Origin of the sequence: Oceanimonas pelagia, assembly GCF_030849025.1 — a bacterium.
Lineage (GTDB): Bacteria > Pseudomonadota > Gammaproteobacteria > Enterobacterales > Aeromonadaceae > Oceanimonas > Oceanimonas pelagia.
The window spans coordinates 2334070-2349328 of sequence record NZ_CP118224.1 but is presented as its reverse complement, the minus strand read 5'-3'; the positions used below and the strand labels follow the sequence as shown (position 1 = coordinate 2349328).

Annotated in this window: 17 protein-coding genes; 10 read left to right on the top strand and 7 right to left on the bottom strand. The window is 63.3% G+C overall.

Going from position 1 to position 15259, the window contains the following annotated elements; all coding sequences use genetic code 11:
* Positions 1-233 precede the first annotated feature (233 nt).
* From upp to hda, 4 genes are all read left to right on the top strand, one after another.
* On the top strand, positions 234-860 hold the full coding sequence (upp, locus tag PU634_RS11175; protein ID WP_306760880.1) for a uracil phosphoribosyltransferase: 627 nt from the start codon (positions 234-236) through the stop codon (positions 858-860).
* 53 nt (positions 861-913) lie between these two features.
* The gene (locus PU634_RS11170) at positions 914-2182 is read left to right on the top strand and encodes a uracil-xanthine permease family protein (RefSeq protein WP_306760878.1); all 1269 of its coding nucleotides are present in this window, start codon (positions 914-916) and stop codon (positions 2180-2182) included.
* A gap of 62 nt (positions 2183-2244) precedes the next feature.
* Positions 2245-3207: a DUF2066 domain-containing protein gene (locus tag PU634_RS11165; protein ID WP_306760877.1), complete on the top strand. Its 963-nt coding sequence runs from the start codon at positions 2245-2247 to the stop codon at positions 3205-3207.
* On the top strand, positions 3204-3926 hold the full coding sequence (hda, locus tag PU634_RS11160) for a DnaA inactivator Hda (RefSeq protein WP_306760876.1): 723 nt from the start codon (positions 3204-3206) through the stop codon (positions 3924-3926). Before PU634_RS11165 ends, hda begins: the two co-directional genes overlap by 4 nt.
* A gap of 237 nt (positions 3927-4163) precedes the next feature.
* On the opposite strand, the gene PU634_RS11155 is transcribed toward hda, so the two are convergent.
* Both PU634_RS11155 and arsC read right to left on the bottom strand, forming a co-directional pair.
* Positions 4164-4541 (bottom strand): DUF2069 domain-containing protein, encoded by a 378-nt coding sequence (locus PU634_RS11155; protein ID WP_306760875.1) that lies wholly within the window; start codon positions 4539-4541, stop codon positions 4164-4166.
* Entirely contained in the window at positions 4538-4888 is a 351-nt protein-coding gene (gene arsC / locus PU634_RS11150) for an arsenate reductase (glutaredoxin) (protein ID WP_306760874.1), read from the bottom strand. Before arsC ends, PU634_RS11155 begins: the two co-directional genes overlap by 4 nt.
* Positions 4889-4938: 50 nt before the next feature.
* Here arsC and PU634_RS11145 point away from each other — a divergent pair, with 50 nt between their 5' ends.
* Positions 4939-5412, top strand: a complete 474-nt coding sequence (locus PU634_RS11145) for a TlpA family protein disulfide reductase (RefSeq protein WP_306760873.1) — start codon at positions 4939-4941, stop codon at positions 5410-5412.
* Positions 5413-5436: 24 nt separating this feature from the next.
* Here the strand turns inward: PU634_RS11145 and bepA are convergent, their stop codons facing one another.
* Complete coding sequence (bepA, locus tag PU634_RS11140; protein ID WP_306760872.1) at positions 5437-6879, bottom strand: beta-barrel assembly-enhancing protease; 1443 nt, start codon at positions 6877-6879, stop codon at positions 5437-5439.
* Between the two features lie 116 nt (positions 6880-6995).
* On the opposite strand from bepA, the gene PU634_RS11135 reads away from it, so the two are divergent.
* The 3 genes from PU634_RS11135 to PU634_RS11125 are packed head-to-tail and all read left to right on the top strand — an operon-like array spanning position 6996 to position 9654.
* Entirely contained in the window at positions 6996-7217 is a 222-nt protein-coding gene (locus PU634_RS11135; RefSeq protein WP_306760869.1) for a sulfurtransferase TusA family protein, read from the top strand.
* 11 nt (positions 7218-7228) lie between these two features.
* Positions 7229-8290, top strand: a complete 1062-nt coding sequence (locus PU634_RS11130) for an AI-2E family transporter (RefSeq protein ID WP_306760867.1) — start codon at positions 7229-7231, stop codon at positions 8288-8290.
* 32 nt (positions 8291-8322) lie between these two features.
* The gene (locus PU634_RS11125; protein WP_306760865.1) at positions 8323-9654 is read left to right on the top strand and encodes a sodium-dependent transporter; all 1332 of its coding nucleotides are present in this window, start codon (positions 8323-8325) and stop codon (positions 9652-9654) included.
* Between the two features lie 170 nt (positions 9655-9824).
* Here PU634_RS11125 and PU634_RS11120 read toward each other — a convergent pair whose 3' ends face one another.
* Positions 9825-10661 carry a tetratricopeptide repeat protein gene (locus PU634_RS11120; RefSeq protein WP_306760864.1) on the bottom strand — a complete coding sequence of 279 codons (837 nt, stop codon included), beginning with the start codon at positions 10659-10661 and terminating at the stop codon, positions 9825-9827.
* A gap of 12 nt (positions 10662-10673) precedes the next feature.
* Positions 10674-11390, bottom strand: coding sequence for a 4'-phosphopantetheinyl transferase family protein (locus PU634_RS11115; protein WP_306760863.1), 717 nt, complete (start codon positions 11388-11390; stop codon positions 10674-10676).
* A 152-nt stretch (positions 11391-11542) separates the two neighbouring features.
* Here PU634_RS11115 and PU634_RS11110 point away from each other — a divergent pair, with 152 nt between their 5' ends.
* Positions 11543-11986 carry an NlpC/P60 family protein gene (locus tag PU634_RS11110; protein ID WP_371319596.1) on the top strand — a complete coding sequence of 148 codons (444 nt, stop codon included), beginning with the start codon at positions 11543-11545 and terminating at the stop codon, positions 11984-11986.
* A 68-nt stretch (positions 11987-12054) separates the two neighbouring features.
* On the opposite strand, the gene PU634_RS11105 is transcribed toward PU634_RS11110, so the two are convergent.
* Positions 12055-13908, bottom strand: coding sequence for a DUF3413 domain-containing protein (locus tag PU634_RS11105; protein WP_306760862.1), 1854 nt, complete (start codon positions 13906-13908; stop codon positions 12055-12057).
* Positions 13909-13940: 32 nt separating this feature from the next.
* Positions 13941-14168: a YejL family protein gene (locus PU634_RS11100; protein ID WP_165662121.1), complete on the bottom strand. Its 228-nt coding sequence runs from the start codon at positions 14166-14168 to the stop codon at positions 13941-13943.
* Between the two features lie 77 nt (positions 14169-14245).
* On the opposite strand from PU634_RS11100, the gene yejK reads away from it, so the two are divergent.
* Positions 14246-15244, top strand: coding sequence for a nucleoid-associated protein YejK (gene yejK / locus PU634_RS11095; protein WP_306760861.1), 999 nt, complete (start codon positions 14246-14248; stop codon positions 15242-15244).
* Positions 15245-15259: the final 15 nt, after the last annotated feature.

Below are 15259 nucleotides of genomic sequence, written 5' to 3'. Positions count from 1 at the left end.
CGGCCCGGGTAAGTGTTTCGGCGGCTATTCTAATTTAATGCGTGGGTCAGTGCCACTGGCAGCGCGGCGTGAGGTGCCGGGTGAATCCATTAACGGCGCCCGGGCCGTTACGGATGCCGGCCCGGGTTTCCGTTTGCTAAAATTGCTGCTGAAAGTCTGCCGCCGGGCGCTATTTTATGCTAGAGTTCCGCGGTTTTTTGTGTCCGTTATTCAGTGCGTCGGGAGAGTTGTCGATGAAAGTCGTTGAGGTGAAGCACCCTTTGGTAAAACACAAGCTGGGTCTGATGCGGGAAGCCGACATCAGTACCAAACGCTTTCGTGAACTGGCAAAGGAAGTCGGCAGCCTGCTGACCTACGAAGCCACTGCCGATTTTGAAACCGAGAAAACCACCATCGACGGCTGGACCGGCCCCACCGAGGTGGACCAGCTCAAGGGCAAGAAGGTCACGGTGGTGCCCATTCTGCGCGCCGGTCTGGGCATGATGGACGGTGTGCTCGAGCACATGCCCAGCGCCCGGGTGAGTGTGGTGGGGGTATACCGGGACGAGGAAACCCTGCAACCGGTGTCCTACTTCAACAAGCTGGTGAGCCACATCGACGAGCGTCTGGCGCTGATCGTGGATCCCATGCTGGCCACCGGTGGCTCCATGATCGCCACCATCGATCTGCTGAAGCAGCACGGCTGCAGCAATTTCAAGGTGATCGTGCTGGTGGCCGCCCCCGAAGGCATCAAGGCGCTGGAAGCGGCCCACCCGGACGTGGAGCTGTATTGCGCTTCGGTGGATGAGCGGCTCGATGAGCGCGGCTACATCATTCCCGGCCTGGGCGATGCCGGCGACAAGATTTTTGGTACCAAGTAATGTCAAAACCGGCGCAGGCCGGTTTTTTTCCGTTTGTTTGAGGTTTGCAGTCAATGAATTCCGCTGAACGCACCCAGTCGCTGGCACCCGGCCAGCCGGTGGTGAACACTCCCCTGCGCCAGGCCCTGGCCGGCTCCCAGATGCTGTTTGTGGCCTTTGGCGCCCTGGTGCTGATGCCGCTGATCACCGGCCTGGATCCGAACGTGGCGCTGTTTACTGCCGGTATCGGCACCCTGGTGTTCCAGGTGTGCACCAAACGTCAGGTGCCCATTTTTCTGGCATCTTCCTTTGCCTTTATCGCGCCCATTCTCTACGGCGTGCAGACCTGGGGCATTCCCGCCACCATGAGCGGCCTGATGGCGGCCGGCCTGATGTATGTGCTGCTCAGCCAGCTGGTACGCTGGCGCGGCACCGCGCTGCTGACCCGGCTGCTGCCGCCGGTGGTGGTGGGGCCGGTGATCATGGTGATTGGCCTGGGGCTGGCGCCCATGGCGGTGAACATGGCCATCGGCAAGAGCGGCGACGGCAGCGCCGTGCTGGTGGCGCACGACACCGCGCTGTGGTTGTCGCTGGCGTCGCTCATTACCACTTTGCTGGTGTCCACCCTGGCCAGGGGCGTGTTCCGGCTGGTGCCCATTACCGCCGGCATTGCCGTGGGTTACGGCATGGCCCTGGCCATGGGCGTGGTGGACTTCACCCCGGTGCGGGAAGCTCCCTGGTTCTCCATGCCTCACTTTGTGGCGCCGGAATGGAACTGGCAGGCGGTGCTGTTCATGATTCCGGTGGCCATCGCTCCGGCCATTGAGCACATTGGTGATGTGCTGGCCATCGGCTCGGTTACCGGCAAGGACTACCTGAAAAAGCCCGGCCTGCACCGCACCCTGCTGGGCGACGGCCTGGCCACCGGTGCCGCCTCGCTGTTCGGGGGGCCGCCCAACACCACCTATTCCGAGGTGACCGGCGCCGTGATGCTGACCAAGAACTTCAACCCGGTGATCATGACCTGGGCCGCCGGCTTTGCCATTGCCCTGGCCTTTGTGGGCAAGTTCGGTGCCCTGATGCTGAGCATTCCGGTGCCGGTGATGGGCGGCATCATGATCCTGCTGTTCGGCTCCATCGCCACCGTGGGCCTCAACAGCCTGATCAAGCATCAGGTGGACCTGTCCCAGGCCCGCAACCTGTGCATTGTGGCGGTGATCCTGGTGTTCGGCATTGGCGGCATGGCCTTTGGCATTGGCGACTTCAGCCTGCAGGGCATCAGCCTGTGCGGCATTGTCGGCATACTGCTCAATCTTGTGCTGCCCAAAGAGCGGCCCCATTGATTCTGGCGTGAGTCCGGTTCAGTGGTTATCATGAGCGCCCGATTTTCGACAATGGCCCTGTCATGCTGAAACAATTGTTGCTGTCGCTGATGCTGCTGGGGTTCGCCGGGGGGGCGGTTGCCTCGGTGTTCGAGGTACAACTTGACCCTGCCCCCTACAGCCGGGCCCAGGCCCGGGCGCAGGCGGTGGATCTGCTGCTGGCGCGTCTGGCCGGCGAACCGGCCAGGGCGTCCTGGGTGCGCGACGAAATGCTGGAGAACTGGCCCCGCTACCGTGCCGAGGAGCACAGTCGGGGGGGCTACCGGGTGCGGTTCAATCAGGCCGAATTGTTGCCCCTGCTGAGCAGCGCCGGGCTGCACGTCTGGGCCGGTGAGCGTCCGTCCCTGCTGGTGTGGCAGGTGAACGGCGAGCGGGCTCTGGACGGCGCCGACACCCGCTGGCGCCGGGCCTCCGGTGATTACGGCATTCCCCTGCTATGGCCACTGTGGGATCTGCAGGAGCACATGCAACTGGACAAACACCGCCTGCTGGAAGGCAAGGGGCTGGCGCAGGCCAGTCGTCGTTACGGCGCCGACACCTGGCTGGCGGTGCAGCGCCAGGGCGAGCGGCTGCACTGGCGCCTGTTTGGCGTGAACAGCGAGCAGGCGCTTGCTCAGGGCGACGCCGGCTCGCCGGCTGAACTGCTGGCGGCGGTCAATGGCTACTGGGTCGCTCACCAGGAAACGCGGCGGGCGCCCTTGCCGGGGAACAGTGCGCCGGCCGAGGCGCTGAGCGTGGGGGCCGATGCCCCGGGCGAGCTGACCATAGTGGTCAGTGGCCTGAAGCAGTTTACCGACATGGTGCGGCTGGAGCAGCGACTGAACGGCCTGGATGGTGTCAAAGGGGTGGCTCTGCTCGACAGCGCCGGCGATCAGGGCCGTTTTCGGCTGACGCTGGCAAGCCCGGCGGCCACACCGGCACTGAGCGGCGCCGGCCTGGCGCCCCTGGGGGAACGGCGTTACCGCCTGGCGGAGGCGGACCGGTGAACCGGGACGGCGATGACGAGCAGCAACCGGCGCAGCTGGCACTGGCGGTGCAGCTGCCCGATGATGAGACCTTCGCCAGTTTTTATCCGGGCGACAATGCCCAGCTGATCACCGCCCTCAAGAACGCCGCCCTCGGACAGGGCGACGACGTCATCTATCTCTGGGGCCAGCCCGGCTCGGGCCGTTCCCACCTGTTGCACGCCACCTGCGCCGAGGTCAATGCCGGCGGTGAGGCGGCCACCTGTCTGCCGTTGCACGCCCACCGGCGCATGTCGCCCCGGCTGCTGGACGGCATGGAGCTGTTGCCTCTGGTCTGCCTCGATAACCTGGACGCCATTGCCGGCGTGGAGGAATGGGAGCGGGCGGTGTTCAATTTCTTTAATCGCCGGCGGGAGCGGGGCGCAGGGTCTTTGGTGATCAGCGCCTCGGCGCCGTCGCGCAACCTGGGGCTGAGTTTGCCGGATCTGGCTTCGCGGCTGGACTGGGGAGTGGCCTATCAGCTGAAAACCCTGGATGACGAAGGCAAGCTCAGCGCCCTGCAACTCAGGGCCGAGCTGCGCGGCTTCAAGCTGCCGACCGATGTCGGCCGGTTGCTGCTGAGCCGCCTGTCCCGGGACATGAGCACCCTGCTGGCGGCGCTGGACCTGCTCGACAATGCCTCGTTTCAGGCCCGGCGCAAGCTGAGCCTGCCCTTTACCCGGGAAATACTGGGGCTTTAACTGACAGCCGTAAGCCGTAAGCCGTAAGCCATAAGCTTTCAGCTGTAAGTTAAACGACCGAGCCTGCAGGCAAGATGGACTTTTGTAGCTGCCATTTTAGTCGGCAGGGCCTGCGAAGCAGGCCGTTAGATTAAGCGGCCATATTGATATGACCTGCTGCGCAGGTTCCGCCAGCTGAAGCGGCGGCCACACACCCTATTCCCTATTCCCTATTCCCTATTCCCCATTCCCAGGCCGTTAATCCTTTTTCTTCTTGCGAATACTCAGGCCCAGTTCGCGACCGCGCAGTTTGGCATAGTAAGTGCTGCCCACAAACATGGTGGTGGCGAACAGCAGTTCTACAAGTGCCAGCCAGCGCTCTCCTTCATCCACCCACAGCAGGGTGAGGGAGTGCAGAAAATAGGGCATGATCAGAAACACCGCCCAGGCGTGGGTGTAGGGGTTGCCCCTGAGCATGCCCGGCATGGGAATAAACAGCCAGGGCAGCCACATCAGCAGCATAAAGCCGGCACCCAGCTCCGGGTGCGGCGACAGTACGCCGTGCCACAGGGCGACCCAGGCGATCAGCCCCAGGTAGCCGGTGAGCGCCAGTTTGCGGGCGAGTGCGGTGGTCATGCCAGAATGTCCAGTACCTGCTCGGGCGGGCGGCCCAGGGCGGCCTTGCCGTTGCACACCACGATGGGGCGTTCGATCAGTTTGGGATTGGCCACCATGGCGGCAATCAGGGCGTCCTCGTCGGTGACCCCCGCCAGCCCCAGGGTTTTGTATTCTTCTTCCTTGGTGCGCATCAGTTGCCGGGCCGAGCTCATGCCCAGCTGAGCCAGCAACACCCTGAGTTGTTCTGCGTCAGGGGGGGTGTCCAGATATTTGATAATCTCGGGTTCAAGGCCCCGCTGTTGCAGCAGGGTCAGGGTTTCCCGGCTTTTGGAGCAGCGGGGATTGTGGTAGATAAACAGACTCATTATTCACTCCTGTGGCGTGACTGCGGGCATTGTATAGAAGGGGAGCCGGAATGGGCAAACTTCAGGTCTGGTTTTTGACGGCGCTGCTGGTGCTGACGGGGTGCCGGGAAGCGGCCACCCTGACCCTGGCCAACGGCGAGCAGCGGCAACTGGCCGACTACCGGGGCGAATGGCTGGTGGTGAACTATTTTGCCGAATGGTGTGCGCCCTGCCTGCGCGAGCTGCCGCTGCTGAACGAGCTGGGCGAGGCCGCCGGGCCGGCGGTGCTGGCGGTGAGCTTTGATGCCATGCCGGCCCAGGCATTGCAGGCGCTGCAACAGCGGCTGGCGATCAAGGTGCCGGTGGTGGCCGGCCTGGCCGGGCCCTGGCCCTTTGAGCTGCCCAGGGTGCTGCCCACCACCTTTGTGCTCGATCCCGACGGCCGGCTGGCCGAGCGCCACCAGGGGGAACTCAGGGCCGAGGACATTGCCCGCTGGCGGGATAGTTATTGGGGGACCAGGGACCAGGGAATGGTTAATCCGTAGCATTCCCCATTCCCGGGGCGGCTCTCAGTTCCTCAGCGCTTCCCATTCCTGCTGTTGCTGGCGCAGCTGCTCCAGCCGGGCGCCGAGGCGGGCCCGCTGCATGGCATTCTGTGACAGGGTGGCGGCCAGCTCCATCTGCTGTACCGCCACCTCAAAGCGACCCTCCAGGGCGGCCAGCTCGGCCTGAGCCTGGCGAAACGCCGACTCGTCGCCCAGGGGGCGCAGCGCCTGGGCAAGCAGCTCCCAGGCCAGGGCATTGTCGCCGTGGCGGCGGGCATAGCCGTCGAGCAGGGAGGCGGCGTCCTGATGGCGGCCGGCCTGCAGCAGGGTATCAGCCAGGTTGACCACCACCACCCGGTTGTCGGGCAGGCGCTTCCGGGCCTGCTCCAGGCGCCTGATGGCGGCATCGTGGCGGCCTTCGGCGTTATCGAGATCGGTGAGGGCGTCGAGCACAAACAGGTTATCGCCGTGGGTTCTGGCCACCTGCTCCAGCAGCGGCCGGGCCGCCTCGGGCCGGTTGATGGCCATCAGCCCGAGGGCCTGGCCGTAGCGGGCGGCGTCGGGCAGCCAGCTCCCCTTGCCGGCCACTTCTTGTTCAAAGTACTTGTGCAGCTCCTGGGTACCGGCCTGTTGCAGCCGCACCATGATGCGCGCCTTGGCCAGCTGAAAGTTCAGTGACGGCGCCAGCGGCGGCACCCGGTATTCCGCCGCTCGGGTGCGGGCTTCGGCAATGCGGCTGGCGGGCAGGGGATGGGTCAGCAGCATCTGCGGCGGGGTGCTGGCAAACTGATACTTGTCGGACAGCTTCTGAAAGAAACTGGCCATGGCGTTGGGATCGAAGCCGGCGTTATGCAGCAGGCGAAGGCCCAGCCGGTCGGCCTCGAATTCGTTGTCGCGGGTATAGTTGATGGCCGACTGCATACGCAGTCCCAGGGTGGTCTGCAGCGCGGCCATGCCTGCCTGGGGGTTGACCACCGCCAGCGCCACCGAGCCCACCAGACCGGCAATGGTCAGGGGCGTGCTGCGCGACTGGGACTCCAGATAGCGGGCGATATGGCGCTGGGTCACGTGGGTGATTTCGTGGGCCATGACCGAGGCCAGCTCGCTTTCGTTTTCCGCATACAGGAACAGGCCGGTGTGCAGCTGCACCACACCACCGAGAAAGGCGCTGGCGTTGATGCTGTCGTCGCGGATCAGCAGAAAGCGAAACGGAAAGCGCACCGAGTCGGCCTGGGACAGCAACCGCAGCCCCAGATCGGTGATGTATTCGTTAAGCACCGGATCGTCCACCACCGGCTGGTTGGCCCGGGCAAAGCGGCTGAAGGCCTCGCCAAAGCGTACCTCACGCTCCACCGACATGGCACTGACCCCGGCGGTGCCGATGTCGGGCAGGCGGTTGTCGCCCCGGGCGGGCAGGGCGGAGAGCAGGGAAAGTGCCAGTATCAGGGGCGCGGAGCGTAACCTCATAGATAAACCTTTTGCCGGTGCAAGGCAGGCAGCATAACCGCCCGAATCGGGCCTCACAAGCATTGTTTGCGGGCCGCAGGCGGGGGATAATGCTTTCTTTTTTCAGGAGCCGCGCCATGGACCAGCTGGATGCAAGCCGCCTGCGCTGCCCGCAGCCGCTGCTGGAGCTCAAGCTGTGGCTGAGGTCGGCCGAGGACGGGCAGCGGCTCAGGCTGGTGCTGGCCGATGCGGGTTCCCGCCGGGACATTCCCGCCTACCTCGAGCGTATCGGGCAGGGGGTTGAGGTGGTAGCGCAACAGGCGCACCGGCTCGAACTCATCGTTACCAAACACCCATAAGGACACTTCGCATGTTGGATATTCTCAGGCACTGGTACCGGCAGCGCTTCTCCGATCCGGGCGCGGTCGTGCTGTTTTTGCTGTTGTTGTTCGGCTTTGTGGTGGTGTATTTCATGGGGCGCATACTGGCGCCGTTTTTTGCCGCCGTGGTCATTGCCTACCTGCTGGAGTGGCCCGTGGGCCGGCTGCGCCGGCTGGGGCTGGGCAGAGGGCCGGCGGCGGGGGTGGTGCTGCTGGTGTTTGCGGTGGTGCTGGTGGTGTCGCTGGTGAGCCTGGTGCCGTCCATTCTGAGTCAGAGTGCCAATCTGGCCCGGGAAGTGCCCACCATGATCAACCGCGCCCAGGAAGTGCTGCTGACCCTGCCCGAGCAGTACCCCGAGCTGGTGGACGTGACCCTGGTGCAAAGCCTGCTCAACGATGTGCGCGGCCGCCTGCTGGGCTCGGCCGATGCCATTCTCAGCGTGTCCATCAGCTCGCTGACCAATGTGGCAGTGCTGCTGGTGTACCTGATCCTGGTGTCGGTGCTGGTGTTCTTCATGCTCAAGGACAAACCGGCGCTGTTGCACAGCATGAGCCGCTTTCTGCCGGAAAACCGCGAACTGATTTCCCGGGTGTGGCACGAGATGAACGTGCAGATCGCCAACTATGTGCGCGGCAAGGTCATTGAAATTCTGATCGTGGGCGGGGTCAGCTATGTCACCTTTGCCCTGCTGGGCCTCAACTACGCCCTGTTGCTGGCGGTGCTGGTGGGTTTTTCGGTGCTTATTCCCTATATCGGCGCCGCCGCCGCCACCGTGCCGGTGGCCATGGTGGGGCTGTTTCAGTGGGGCTTTACCCCGCCGTTTTTCTACCTGATGGTGGCCTACGGCATCATTCAGGCGCTGGACGGCAACGTGCTGGTGCCGGTGCTGTTCTCCGAAGCGGTCAACCTGCACCCCATCGCCATCATTGTGGCGGTGCTGGTGTTTGGCGGCTTCTGGGGCTTTTGGGGGGTGTTTTTCGCCATTCCCCTGGCCACCCTGGTCAAGGCGGTGATCAACGCCTGGCCTCATCAGGATGGCTCCCCGGCCTGATCATTCACTGCATTAAATTCAAGGAATACAGAGTGAGAGAACATTTCGCTTCCCGCTTCGGGTTTATCATGGCGGCCGCGGGAGCGGCGGTGGGGCTGGGCAATATCTGGGGTTTTCCCACCCAGGCCGCCAGCAACGGCGGCGGTGCCTTTCTGGTGGCCTACCTGGTGCTGGTGCTGGCCTTTCCCATGCTGGTAATGGAGGTGGCCATTGGCCGCCACGGTCAGGCCAACCCGGTGGACTCGGTGCGCAGGCTGGGTAAAAGCCCGCTGCAAAAGGCACTGGCATCGCTGGTGGGCTATGCCGGCATGCTAGTGCCCAGCCTGGTGCTGTCGTTTTACGCCATTGTGGCCGGCTGGCTGCTGGCCTTTCTCGCCGCCAGCGTTACCCGCATGCTGGGCTGGCAGGCGGCCACCGACTGGCTGGAAGCCTTTGGCCTGGGCCGCAACATCGTCTGGACCCTGGTGTTTTACCTGCTCACCATTCTGGTGGTGCAGGCCGGGGTGCGCCGCGGCATTGAGCGCTGGTCGGCCCGGCTGATGCCGGCGCTGTTTGTACTGTTTATTCTGCTGTTTGGCTACATTCTCACCCAGAACGGCGCCGTGGAAGGGCTGCGCCATTACCTGATCCCCGACTTCAGCAAGGTAATGGACGGCCAGCTGCTGATCAGCGCCATGGGCCAGGCGTTTTTCTCGCTTACCATCGGCGGCTGCTCCATGCTGATGTACGGCTCCTACCTGAGCCGGCAGGAAAGCATTCCCGCCACCGCCTTTCAGGTCACCCTGATCGACACCGGCGTGGCCTTTCTGGCGGGCCTGGTGATATTGCCGGCCATGTTCGTGGCCATGCATAACGGCGTGACCATTTATGCCGACGACGGCAGCCTGCTGAGCAGTGACACCCTGGTGTTCCAGGTGCTTCCGGCGCTGTTCGACACCATGGGTCCGGTGGGCCTGGTGATGGCACTGGTGTTTTTCGTGCTGATGGGCATCGCCGCCCTGACCTCGTCCATTTCCATGCTGGAAGTGCCGGTATCCTACGCCACCGAGCGCTTTCAGGCACCGCGGCCGCTGATGACCTGGTTGCTGGGGGGCGCGCTGGCGCTGTTCAGCGTGGTGATCTGCCTGAATTTCGGCACCCTGTTCGGCTTTGTGATCCGGCTGTCCACCCAGAATATTCAGCCCCTGGTGGGCCTGGGCTTCTGTGTGCTGGGAGGCTGGATGTGGGGCCGGGCCAAACTGTTTGATGAACTGGTGAAGGGCACACCGGCGCTGGCCGGCAGTCTGTTCTGGCGCATCTGGCCCTGGTATGTGCGGCTGGTGTGCCCGTTGCTGGTGGTGCTGGTGATCGGCGCCAGCTGGTAAATTGACTCAGGGATCGGGGAATGGGGATTAGGGACTGGTAAGTTATCCTTGGTCCCTAGTCCCTAGTCCCTAGTCCCTAGTCCCTAGTCCCTAGTCCCTAGTCCCTAGTCCCTAGTCCCTAGTCCCTAGTCCCTAGTCCCTAGTCCCTAGTCCCTAGTCCTTGGTCCTTATCAGTACAGCATGCTGTACAGCTTGCGGCGGTAGCGGGATGCCACCGGATCGGCGCCCATGCTGGTGAGCATGTCGAGCAGGTGCTTTCTGGCCTCGCCGAAAGCCAGATCCCGTTGCAGGATTTCGGTCAGTAACTGCAGGGCTTCTTCCTGGCGGCCGGCCTGAAAATACTGCACCGCCAGCTCTTCCTTCAGGCCCAGATCTTCCGGCGAGGCGGCCAGCTTCTGCTCCAGCTCGCGCAGTTCGGGGCTGTCGGCGGCTTCTTCCGCCAGCTCCAGCCGGGCCAGCACGTGCTGGTACTGACTGTCCTGATCCGCCATGCCGATGGTGTCGAGCAACTGCCGGGTTTCTTCCAGCTTGTTCAGGGCCAGGGCCGTCTCGGCCAGGGTCAGGCGAATGGCCGGGGTGTCTTCCAGCCCCCGGGCCTGTTGCAGCAGTCCATAGGTGGCTTTGGGATCCACGCCCAGCATCTGCCTGGCCTGATCCAGCAGCAGCTCGGCCTCGTTGGGCAGGTAGGGCTTGAGAAACGCCCTGAGCGCGGCCTCGTCCTGAGGGCCTTCCAGCATGTCCACCGGCTGGCCGCCCTTGAACGCTACCAGGGCCGGCAGTGCCTGCAGACCCAGTTGCATGGCCAGGCTTTGCAGTTGCGGATCGGCCACATCCACCCGGGCCAGATCCACATGGCTGTTATCGGCGCCAATCAGCCCCTCAAGCAGGGGGCGCATGGGCTGGCATTCGGGCACCTGATCGGCGTGGAAAAACACCACCACCGTTTTATCCATGGAGGCCTGAAGCAGTGCCTGCTGAAAATTCTCTACCGTGATATCAAGGATCATTGAAAAGCCTCATTAGGGGTTTATGGCTAGATTGGGTTGCGGTCCGGTAATTTCAAGCGCCGGCGCGCAATCGGCAAGGGAAAGCCGGCGCAGCCGGCCGGGCTCTCCCGCCACCGCCAGGGTGAGACTGGCATCGGCGGCCCGGCCCTGATACAGCCGGTAAACCCGCTCGTTGAAGTGCGCCCGGGGCTCGCCGGGACGCCACTCGACCCGGTCCAGGTTGTTGGCAATGCCATCGCCGCCGGCCTTGAGCACGGCTTCCTTGACGGTCCACAGCCGCTGAAAGTCTTGGGCCGGTTGCCGGCTCTGAGTCAGCCATGCCTGTTCGGCGCCGGCCAGGTAGCGCCGGGCCAGGCGGGTGATGCGTGCCGGCTCCAGTTGTCGCCTCTCCAGATCCACCCCCACGGCCGAGTGCGGGCTCAGCGCCAGCGCCAGCAGGGAACCGCTGTGGCTCAGGTTGAACTGCCAGCCGCCGCCGGCCAGCTCGGGCTTGCCCTTGTCGCTCAGGCCGATTTCAAGGGTGGCCGGGGGCTGGCCCAGCAACCGGCCCAGGCGCTGGCGCAACAGGTAACGGCCCAGTAAAAACAGCCGGGCCTGGACCGCATTGGTGATGCCGTCCAGGCGCTGGCGCTCTGCCGGGGAGAGCGTTTTGCAGACAGTTTGTGGTGACTTAATCGCCATGACGTCACAAATCAGCAGTTCGACGTCAATATCATTGTTTTCGCTCATTTTTCGCTTTGCAAAGTACGCAGAAATTGGACTATGCTGGAGCCCATTCTTTGGTTGCCATTGTTCATATGATCAAACATATCATTGTTATCGGCAGTCTGCTTGTGATGGCCGGGTGCAGCAGCACCCAGGGCCTCGAGTCAGGCAAAAGGATGACTGGCAAAAAGCCGTCCTCTTCCCTGACTTACAGCATCAGCACCCAGCCCATGAAGCCCAAACGGACCCTGGCCACGGTCAGCGATTTGCATCAGGTCTATCAGCGCTGGCGGGGCGTGCCTTACCGCTTTGGCGGTGAGGGGGCGGACGGCATCGACTGCTCTGCCTTTACCCAGACCCTGTATCAGGAAGCCTTTGGCATGGAGCTGCCACGCAGCACCAATGAGCAGGTGTTGCTGGGCCGGGAAGTGGAGCGGGACGAACTGCGTCCGGGTGACCTGGTGTTTTTCCGCACCGGCCGCAGCATGCGCCACAATGGCGTGTATATCGGCAATGGCAAATTTGCTCATGCCTCATCGAGCGTGGGGGTGACCATTTCCAGCCTGGACAACGTCTACTGGCGCAGCCGTTACTGGCAGGCCCGCCGGGTACTGGACTGAATAACAGGGAATAGGGACTGGTGACGGGGGAATTAACTGCTCACACCATCCCTAATCCCTAATCCCTGCTATTTCCCCTGAAACCGGTTCAGCTCGTTCATTACCTGCATCAGCAGGGTCAGCTCCGGATTGCTTCCTTCCCGCTCGCCGTAATCGGTGGCATTCAGCAACTGCAGATCGCCGCGCCGGTTGAACAGGGTGATGTCACCATTCTGATAAATGGCGTATTCCTCTTCATCCGATGCCAGCCGCCAGCGGTTCGGACGCACCGCAAACAGCGACTGGCCACTGGCATAGCTGCGCAGCGGATTGGTCACGCCCAGAGCCTGTTGCAACAGGGTAGGCGCCAGATCCAGATGGCTGGTGGGGTGACTGAAACGTGCGGGGGCATCGCGTCCGGGCCAGGCAATCACCAGCGGCACGCGCAACTGGGCTGGTGAATAGGCGTTGCCAAAGCCCCAGGTGTTATTGCCGTTGTCGTTGAATTCCATGCCATGGCCGGAGGTCACCACCACCAGGGTGTTCCGCTCCAGACCCTGCACCAGGCCCAGCAGGCCGCCCAGCAACTGATCGGTATAAAACACGGCGTTGCGATAACGGTTGAGCAGGGCCTCGTGCTGTTCGGCCCGGTAACTGTCGGCCGGGTTCAGTTGCGTCAGCGACGGCTGAAAGGGGCCGGTCATGCCCTCGGGCAGCGACAGCGCATTGAGCGCATCCAGGTAGACATAGGAAAACCAAGGGCGATCGTCCGGCTGCTGGCTCAGCCAGCCGGCAAAACGGCCCAGCACTCGGCGGTCGCCCTCGGCGCCGCCGGGGGCCGGCTCCATGGCAGGGCTGCGCAGGGTGCTGAAAATGGCATTCCGGTACAGGTCCGCGTCGGTGCCGCCGCTGGCAAACAGGCCAATGCGATAGTCCTGGCGCTGCAGTTCGTTGATCAGCACCGGCGCTACCCGCTCTAGCTCGGCTTCCCGCCGGTAGTGGGCGGGCAGGCTGTAGAACAGACTGAACAGGGCCGGCTCGGGGCGGTTGCCGGCGCTGAGGTGATTGTCAAAGCGCAGGTGCTGGGCGGCAAAACGGCTCAGGTTGGGCATGGTGATGGCATCGAGCTGATCGGCACGCAGGCCGTCGGCCACCACCAGCAGAATATTGGGTGCTTGCTCCGGAGGCTGTACCGACAGCGGACGCAGCGGGTAACTGAGCCGCTGCTGCGGGTTGTCGGCCACCTGCTCGGAGCGCTGGCGGTAACTTTCCTCGTCCAGCCAGCCCTGACGGATCAGAAAGCCCTTGGCGGTCATGGGGTAGGAGAGGGGAAAGTTGGCCTTCTGCAGGGTAATGGGAGTATACAGGGTGGCGTCGGCCCAGATATGCACGCTGTGGGTGAGGAAAAAGCAAACCAGCAGCGGCAGGGTAAGCGGCCGCGACAGCGAGCGGGAACGGCCCCGGCTCCAGCGCCACAGCCAGGCGCCCAGCCACAGCTCCAGCACGAACAGCACCGGCACCCAGGCAAACAGCCAGCCCCAGCCCGGGGCCCCTTCCGCCTGGGCCTGGTCCAGCAGCAGCCGCCATACCGCCGGATTAAGGTGAAAGCCGAACAGGCTGAATACCTGAGTGTCCACCAGCAGCAGGGTGAGGGCGGCGGTGGCGATGCCGGCCCCGAGAAACTGCACCGCCCTGAGCCGGGGAAACACAAAGGTCAGCGGAAACAGGGTGAGCAGGTAGGTGCAGAAGGTAAGAAAGGCAAAGTGCCCCACCCAGCTGACCAGCATGTAGCCCATGCCGAGGGCGCTGTCGGGCAGGCCGGCGGCAAACAGATAGCGGACGGACACCGCCATGGCCAGCAGTATGTTGAAAAAGACAAACCAGTGGCCCCAGCCGATCAGGCGGGAGACGTTATCGCGGTAGTGGGGGCCGGTTTCAACCATGAGGGGGTGAATCTCGGTGAATGAAAGGGCGCTCAGTGCGCCCCTTTTTGCGTGTCGACGGAGGAGGTCAGCACACTGGCGAACTTGTCGGCAATGGCCTTGCGCTGGCCGGGGGCCACCTGGTGATTGATCACATGGGTGGCCAGGTTGCCCAGTACCATCAGCCGCAGGTCCGCCGGGGCCTGGTGTTTGTCCATCACCGCCTCCAGCTCGCTCAGCAACTGGTCAAATTGTTTGTCGTACTTGGAAATAACAGGCATGGGCGTTCAATCGTTTAACTTGGTAACAGGGCGTCTATAATACCCCACCCCATTCGGCAACTCTATGGCAATCTGACATGAGCCTGGACATCGAACACATCATAGTGCACTCCCTGTTTATCAATGAGCAGGGCCAGACGGCGCTCGCCAGGCGCGACGACGAGCTGGCCACGGGCCCGGCGGTGAACCAGCTGATGAGCGAGCTGCATCACGTTTACAACACCAAGGCCGGCAAGGTGTTTGGCTATTTCAGTGACGAAGACACCGGCTTTCGCGATCTGGTGCGGCGCATGGAGGATCAGAGCCTGGGCTTTGCGCCGTTTTCCCACCTGGCCGCCGAGCGGTTGCTGGGCGAGCTGAACCGGCTGGACATGCAGGAAGAAGGCGTGCTGTTGTTTGTACGCTACCGTTGGCTGGGGGCCCGCTACCTGCTGATCGCCCTGCTCGATAATAAGGACAGCGTGACTGTGACCGACAAGCTCGACGTCAGCCGGGCCAGCTACCTGGATCTGGGGCGCATGCAGCTGGCGGCGCGGTTGGATCTGACCGAGCTGCAGACGCGTCCCGAGTCAAAACGCTACTTCTCCTTTATCAAGGGCCGGGCCGGGCGCAAGGTGTCGGATTTCTTTCTCAACTTTCTGTCCTGCGTCGAGGGTATGGATCCCAGGGCCCAGAGTCAGGGGCTGATGAAGGCAGTGGAGGAATACTGCGAGGTCCGCCAGCTGAGCAAGGAAGAGCGTGAACAGAGCAAGGCCACCATCAGCAAGTATTGCCGGGAGCAGCTCAAGGAAGGGGAAGAGCTGGAGTTGCGCGAACTGTCGGCGGAGCTGGGCACCGATGACGATCTCGACTTTTATCAGTTTGTCAGCGAGGAATATGCCCTCGAGGAGCGGTTTCCGGTGGACCGTTCGGCCCTCAAGGGCCTGACCAAATATGTGGGCTCGGGAGGCGGGCTGACCATCAGCTTCGATCAGAAGCTGCTGGGCGAGCGCATCGAATACGATCCGGCCACCGACACCCTCACCATCAAGGGCACGCCGCCCAACCTCAAGGCGCAACTAAAAGGCGGGGAATAGGGAGCAGGGAATCCC

Excerpts from the sequence above, each read along its gene's own strand:
- PU634_RS11120 (WP_306760864.1), bottom strand. The coding sequence starts at position 10,661 with ATGATCCTTGATATCACGGTAGAGAATTTTCAGCAGGCACTGCTTCAG.
- bepA (WP_306760872.1), bottom strand. The coding sequence starts at position 6,879 with ATGAGGTTACGCTCCGCGCCCCTGATACTGGCACTTTCCCTGCTCTCC.
- PU634_RS11145 (WP_306760873.1), top strand. The coding sequence starts at position 4,939 with ATGGGCAAACTTCAGGTCTGGTTTTTGACGGCGCTGCTGGTGCTGACG.
- PU634_RS11170 (WP_306760878.1), top strand. The coding sequence starts at position 914 with ATGAATTCCGCTGAACGCACCCAGTCGCTGGCACCCGGCCAGCCGGTG.
- PU634_RS11135 (WP_306760869.1), top strand. The coding sequence starts at position 6,996 with ATGGACCAGCTGGATGCAAGCCGCCTGCGCTGCCCGCAGCCGCTGCTG.
- PU634_RS11165 (WP_306760877.1), top strand. The coding sequence starts at position 2,245 with ATGCTGAAACAATTGTTGCTGTCGCTGATGCTGCTGGGGTTCGCCGGG.
- upp (WP_306760880.1), top strand. The coding sequence starts at position 234 with ATGAAAGTCGTTGAGGTGAAGCACCCTTTGGTAAAACACAAGCTGGGT.
- PU634_RS11155 (WP_306760875.1), bottom strand. The coding sequence starts at position 4,541 with ATGACCACCGCACTCGCCCGCAAACTGGCGCTCACCGGCTACCTGGGG.
- PU634_RS11105 (WP_306760862.1), bottom strand. The coding sequence starts at position 13,908 with ATGGTTGAAACCGGCCCCCACTACCGCGATAACGTCTCCCGCCTGATC.
- PU634_RS11110 (WP_371319596.1), top strand. The coding sequence starts at position 11,543 with ATGACTGGCAAAAAGCCGTCCTCTTCCCTGACTTACAGCATCAGCACC.
- yejK (WP_306760861.1), top strand. The coding sequence starts at position 14,246 with ATGAGCCTGGACATCGAACACATCATAGTGCACTCCCTGTTTATCAAT.
- PU634_RS11100 (WP_165662121.1), bottom strand. The coding sequence starts at position 14,168 with ATGCCTGTTATTTCCAAGTACGACAAACAATTTGACCAGTTGCTGAGC.
- arsC (WP_306760874.1), bottom strand. The coding sequence starts at position 4,888 with ATGAGTCTGTTTATCTACCACAATCCCCGCTGCTCCAAAAGCCGGGAA.
- PU634_RS11115 (WP_306760863.1), bottom strand. The coding sequence starts at position 11,390 with ATGAGCGAAAACAATGATATTGACGTCGAACTGCTGATTTGTGACGTC.
- PU634_RS11130 (WP_306760867.1), top strand. The coding sequence starts at position 7,229 with ATGTTGGATATTCTCAGGCACTGGTACCGGCAGCGCTTCTCCGATCCG.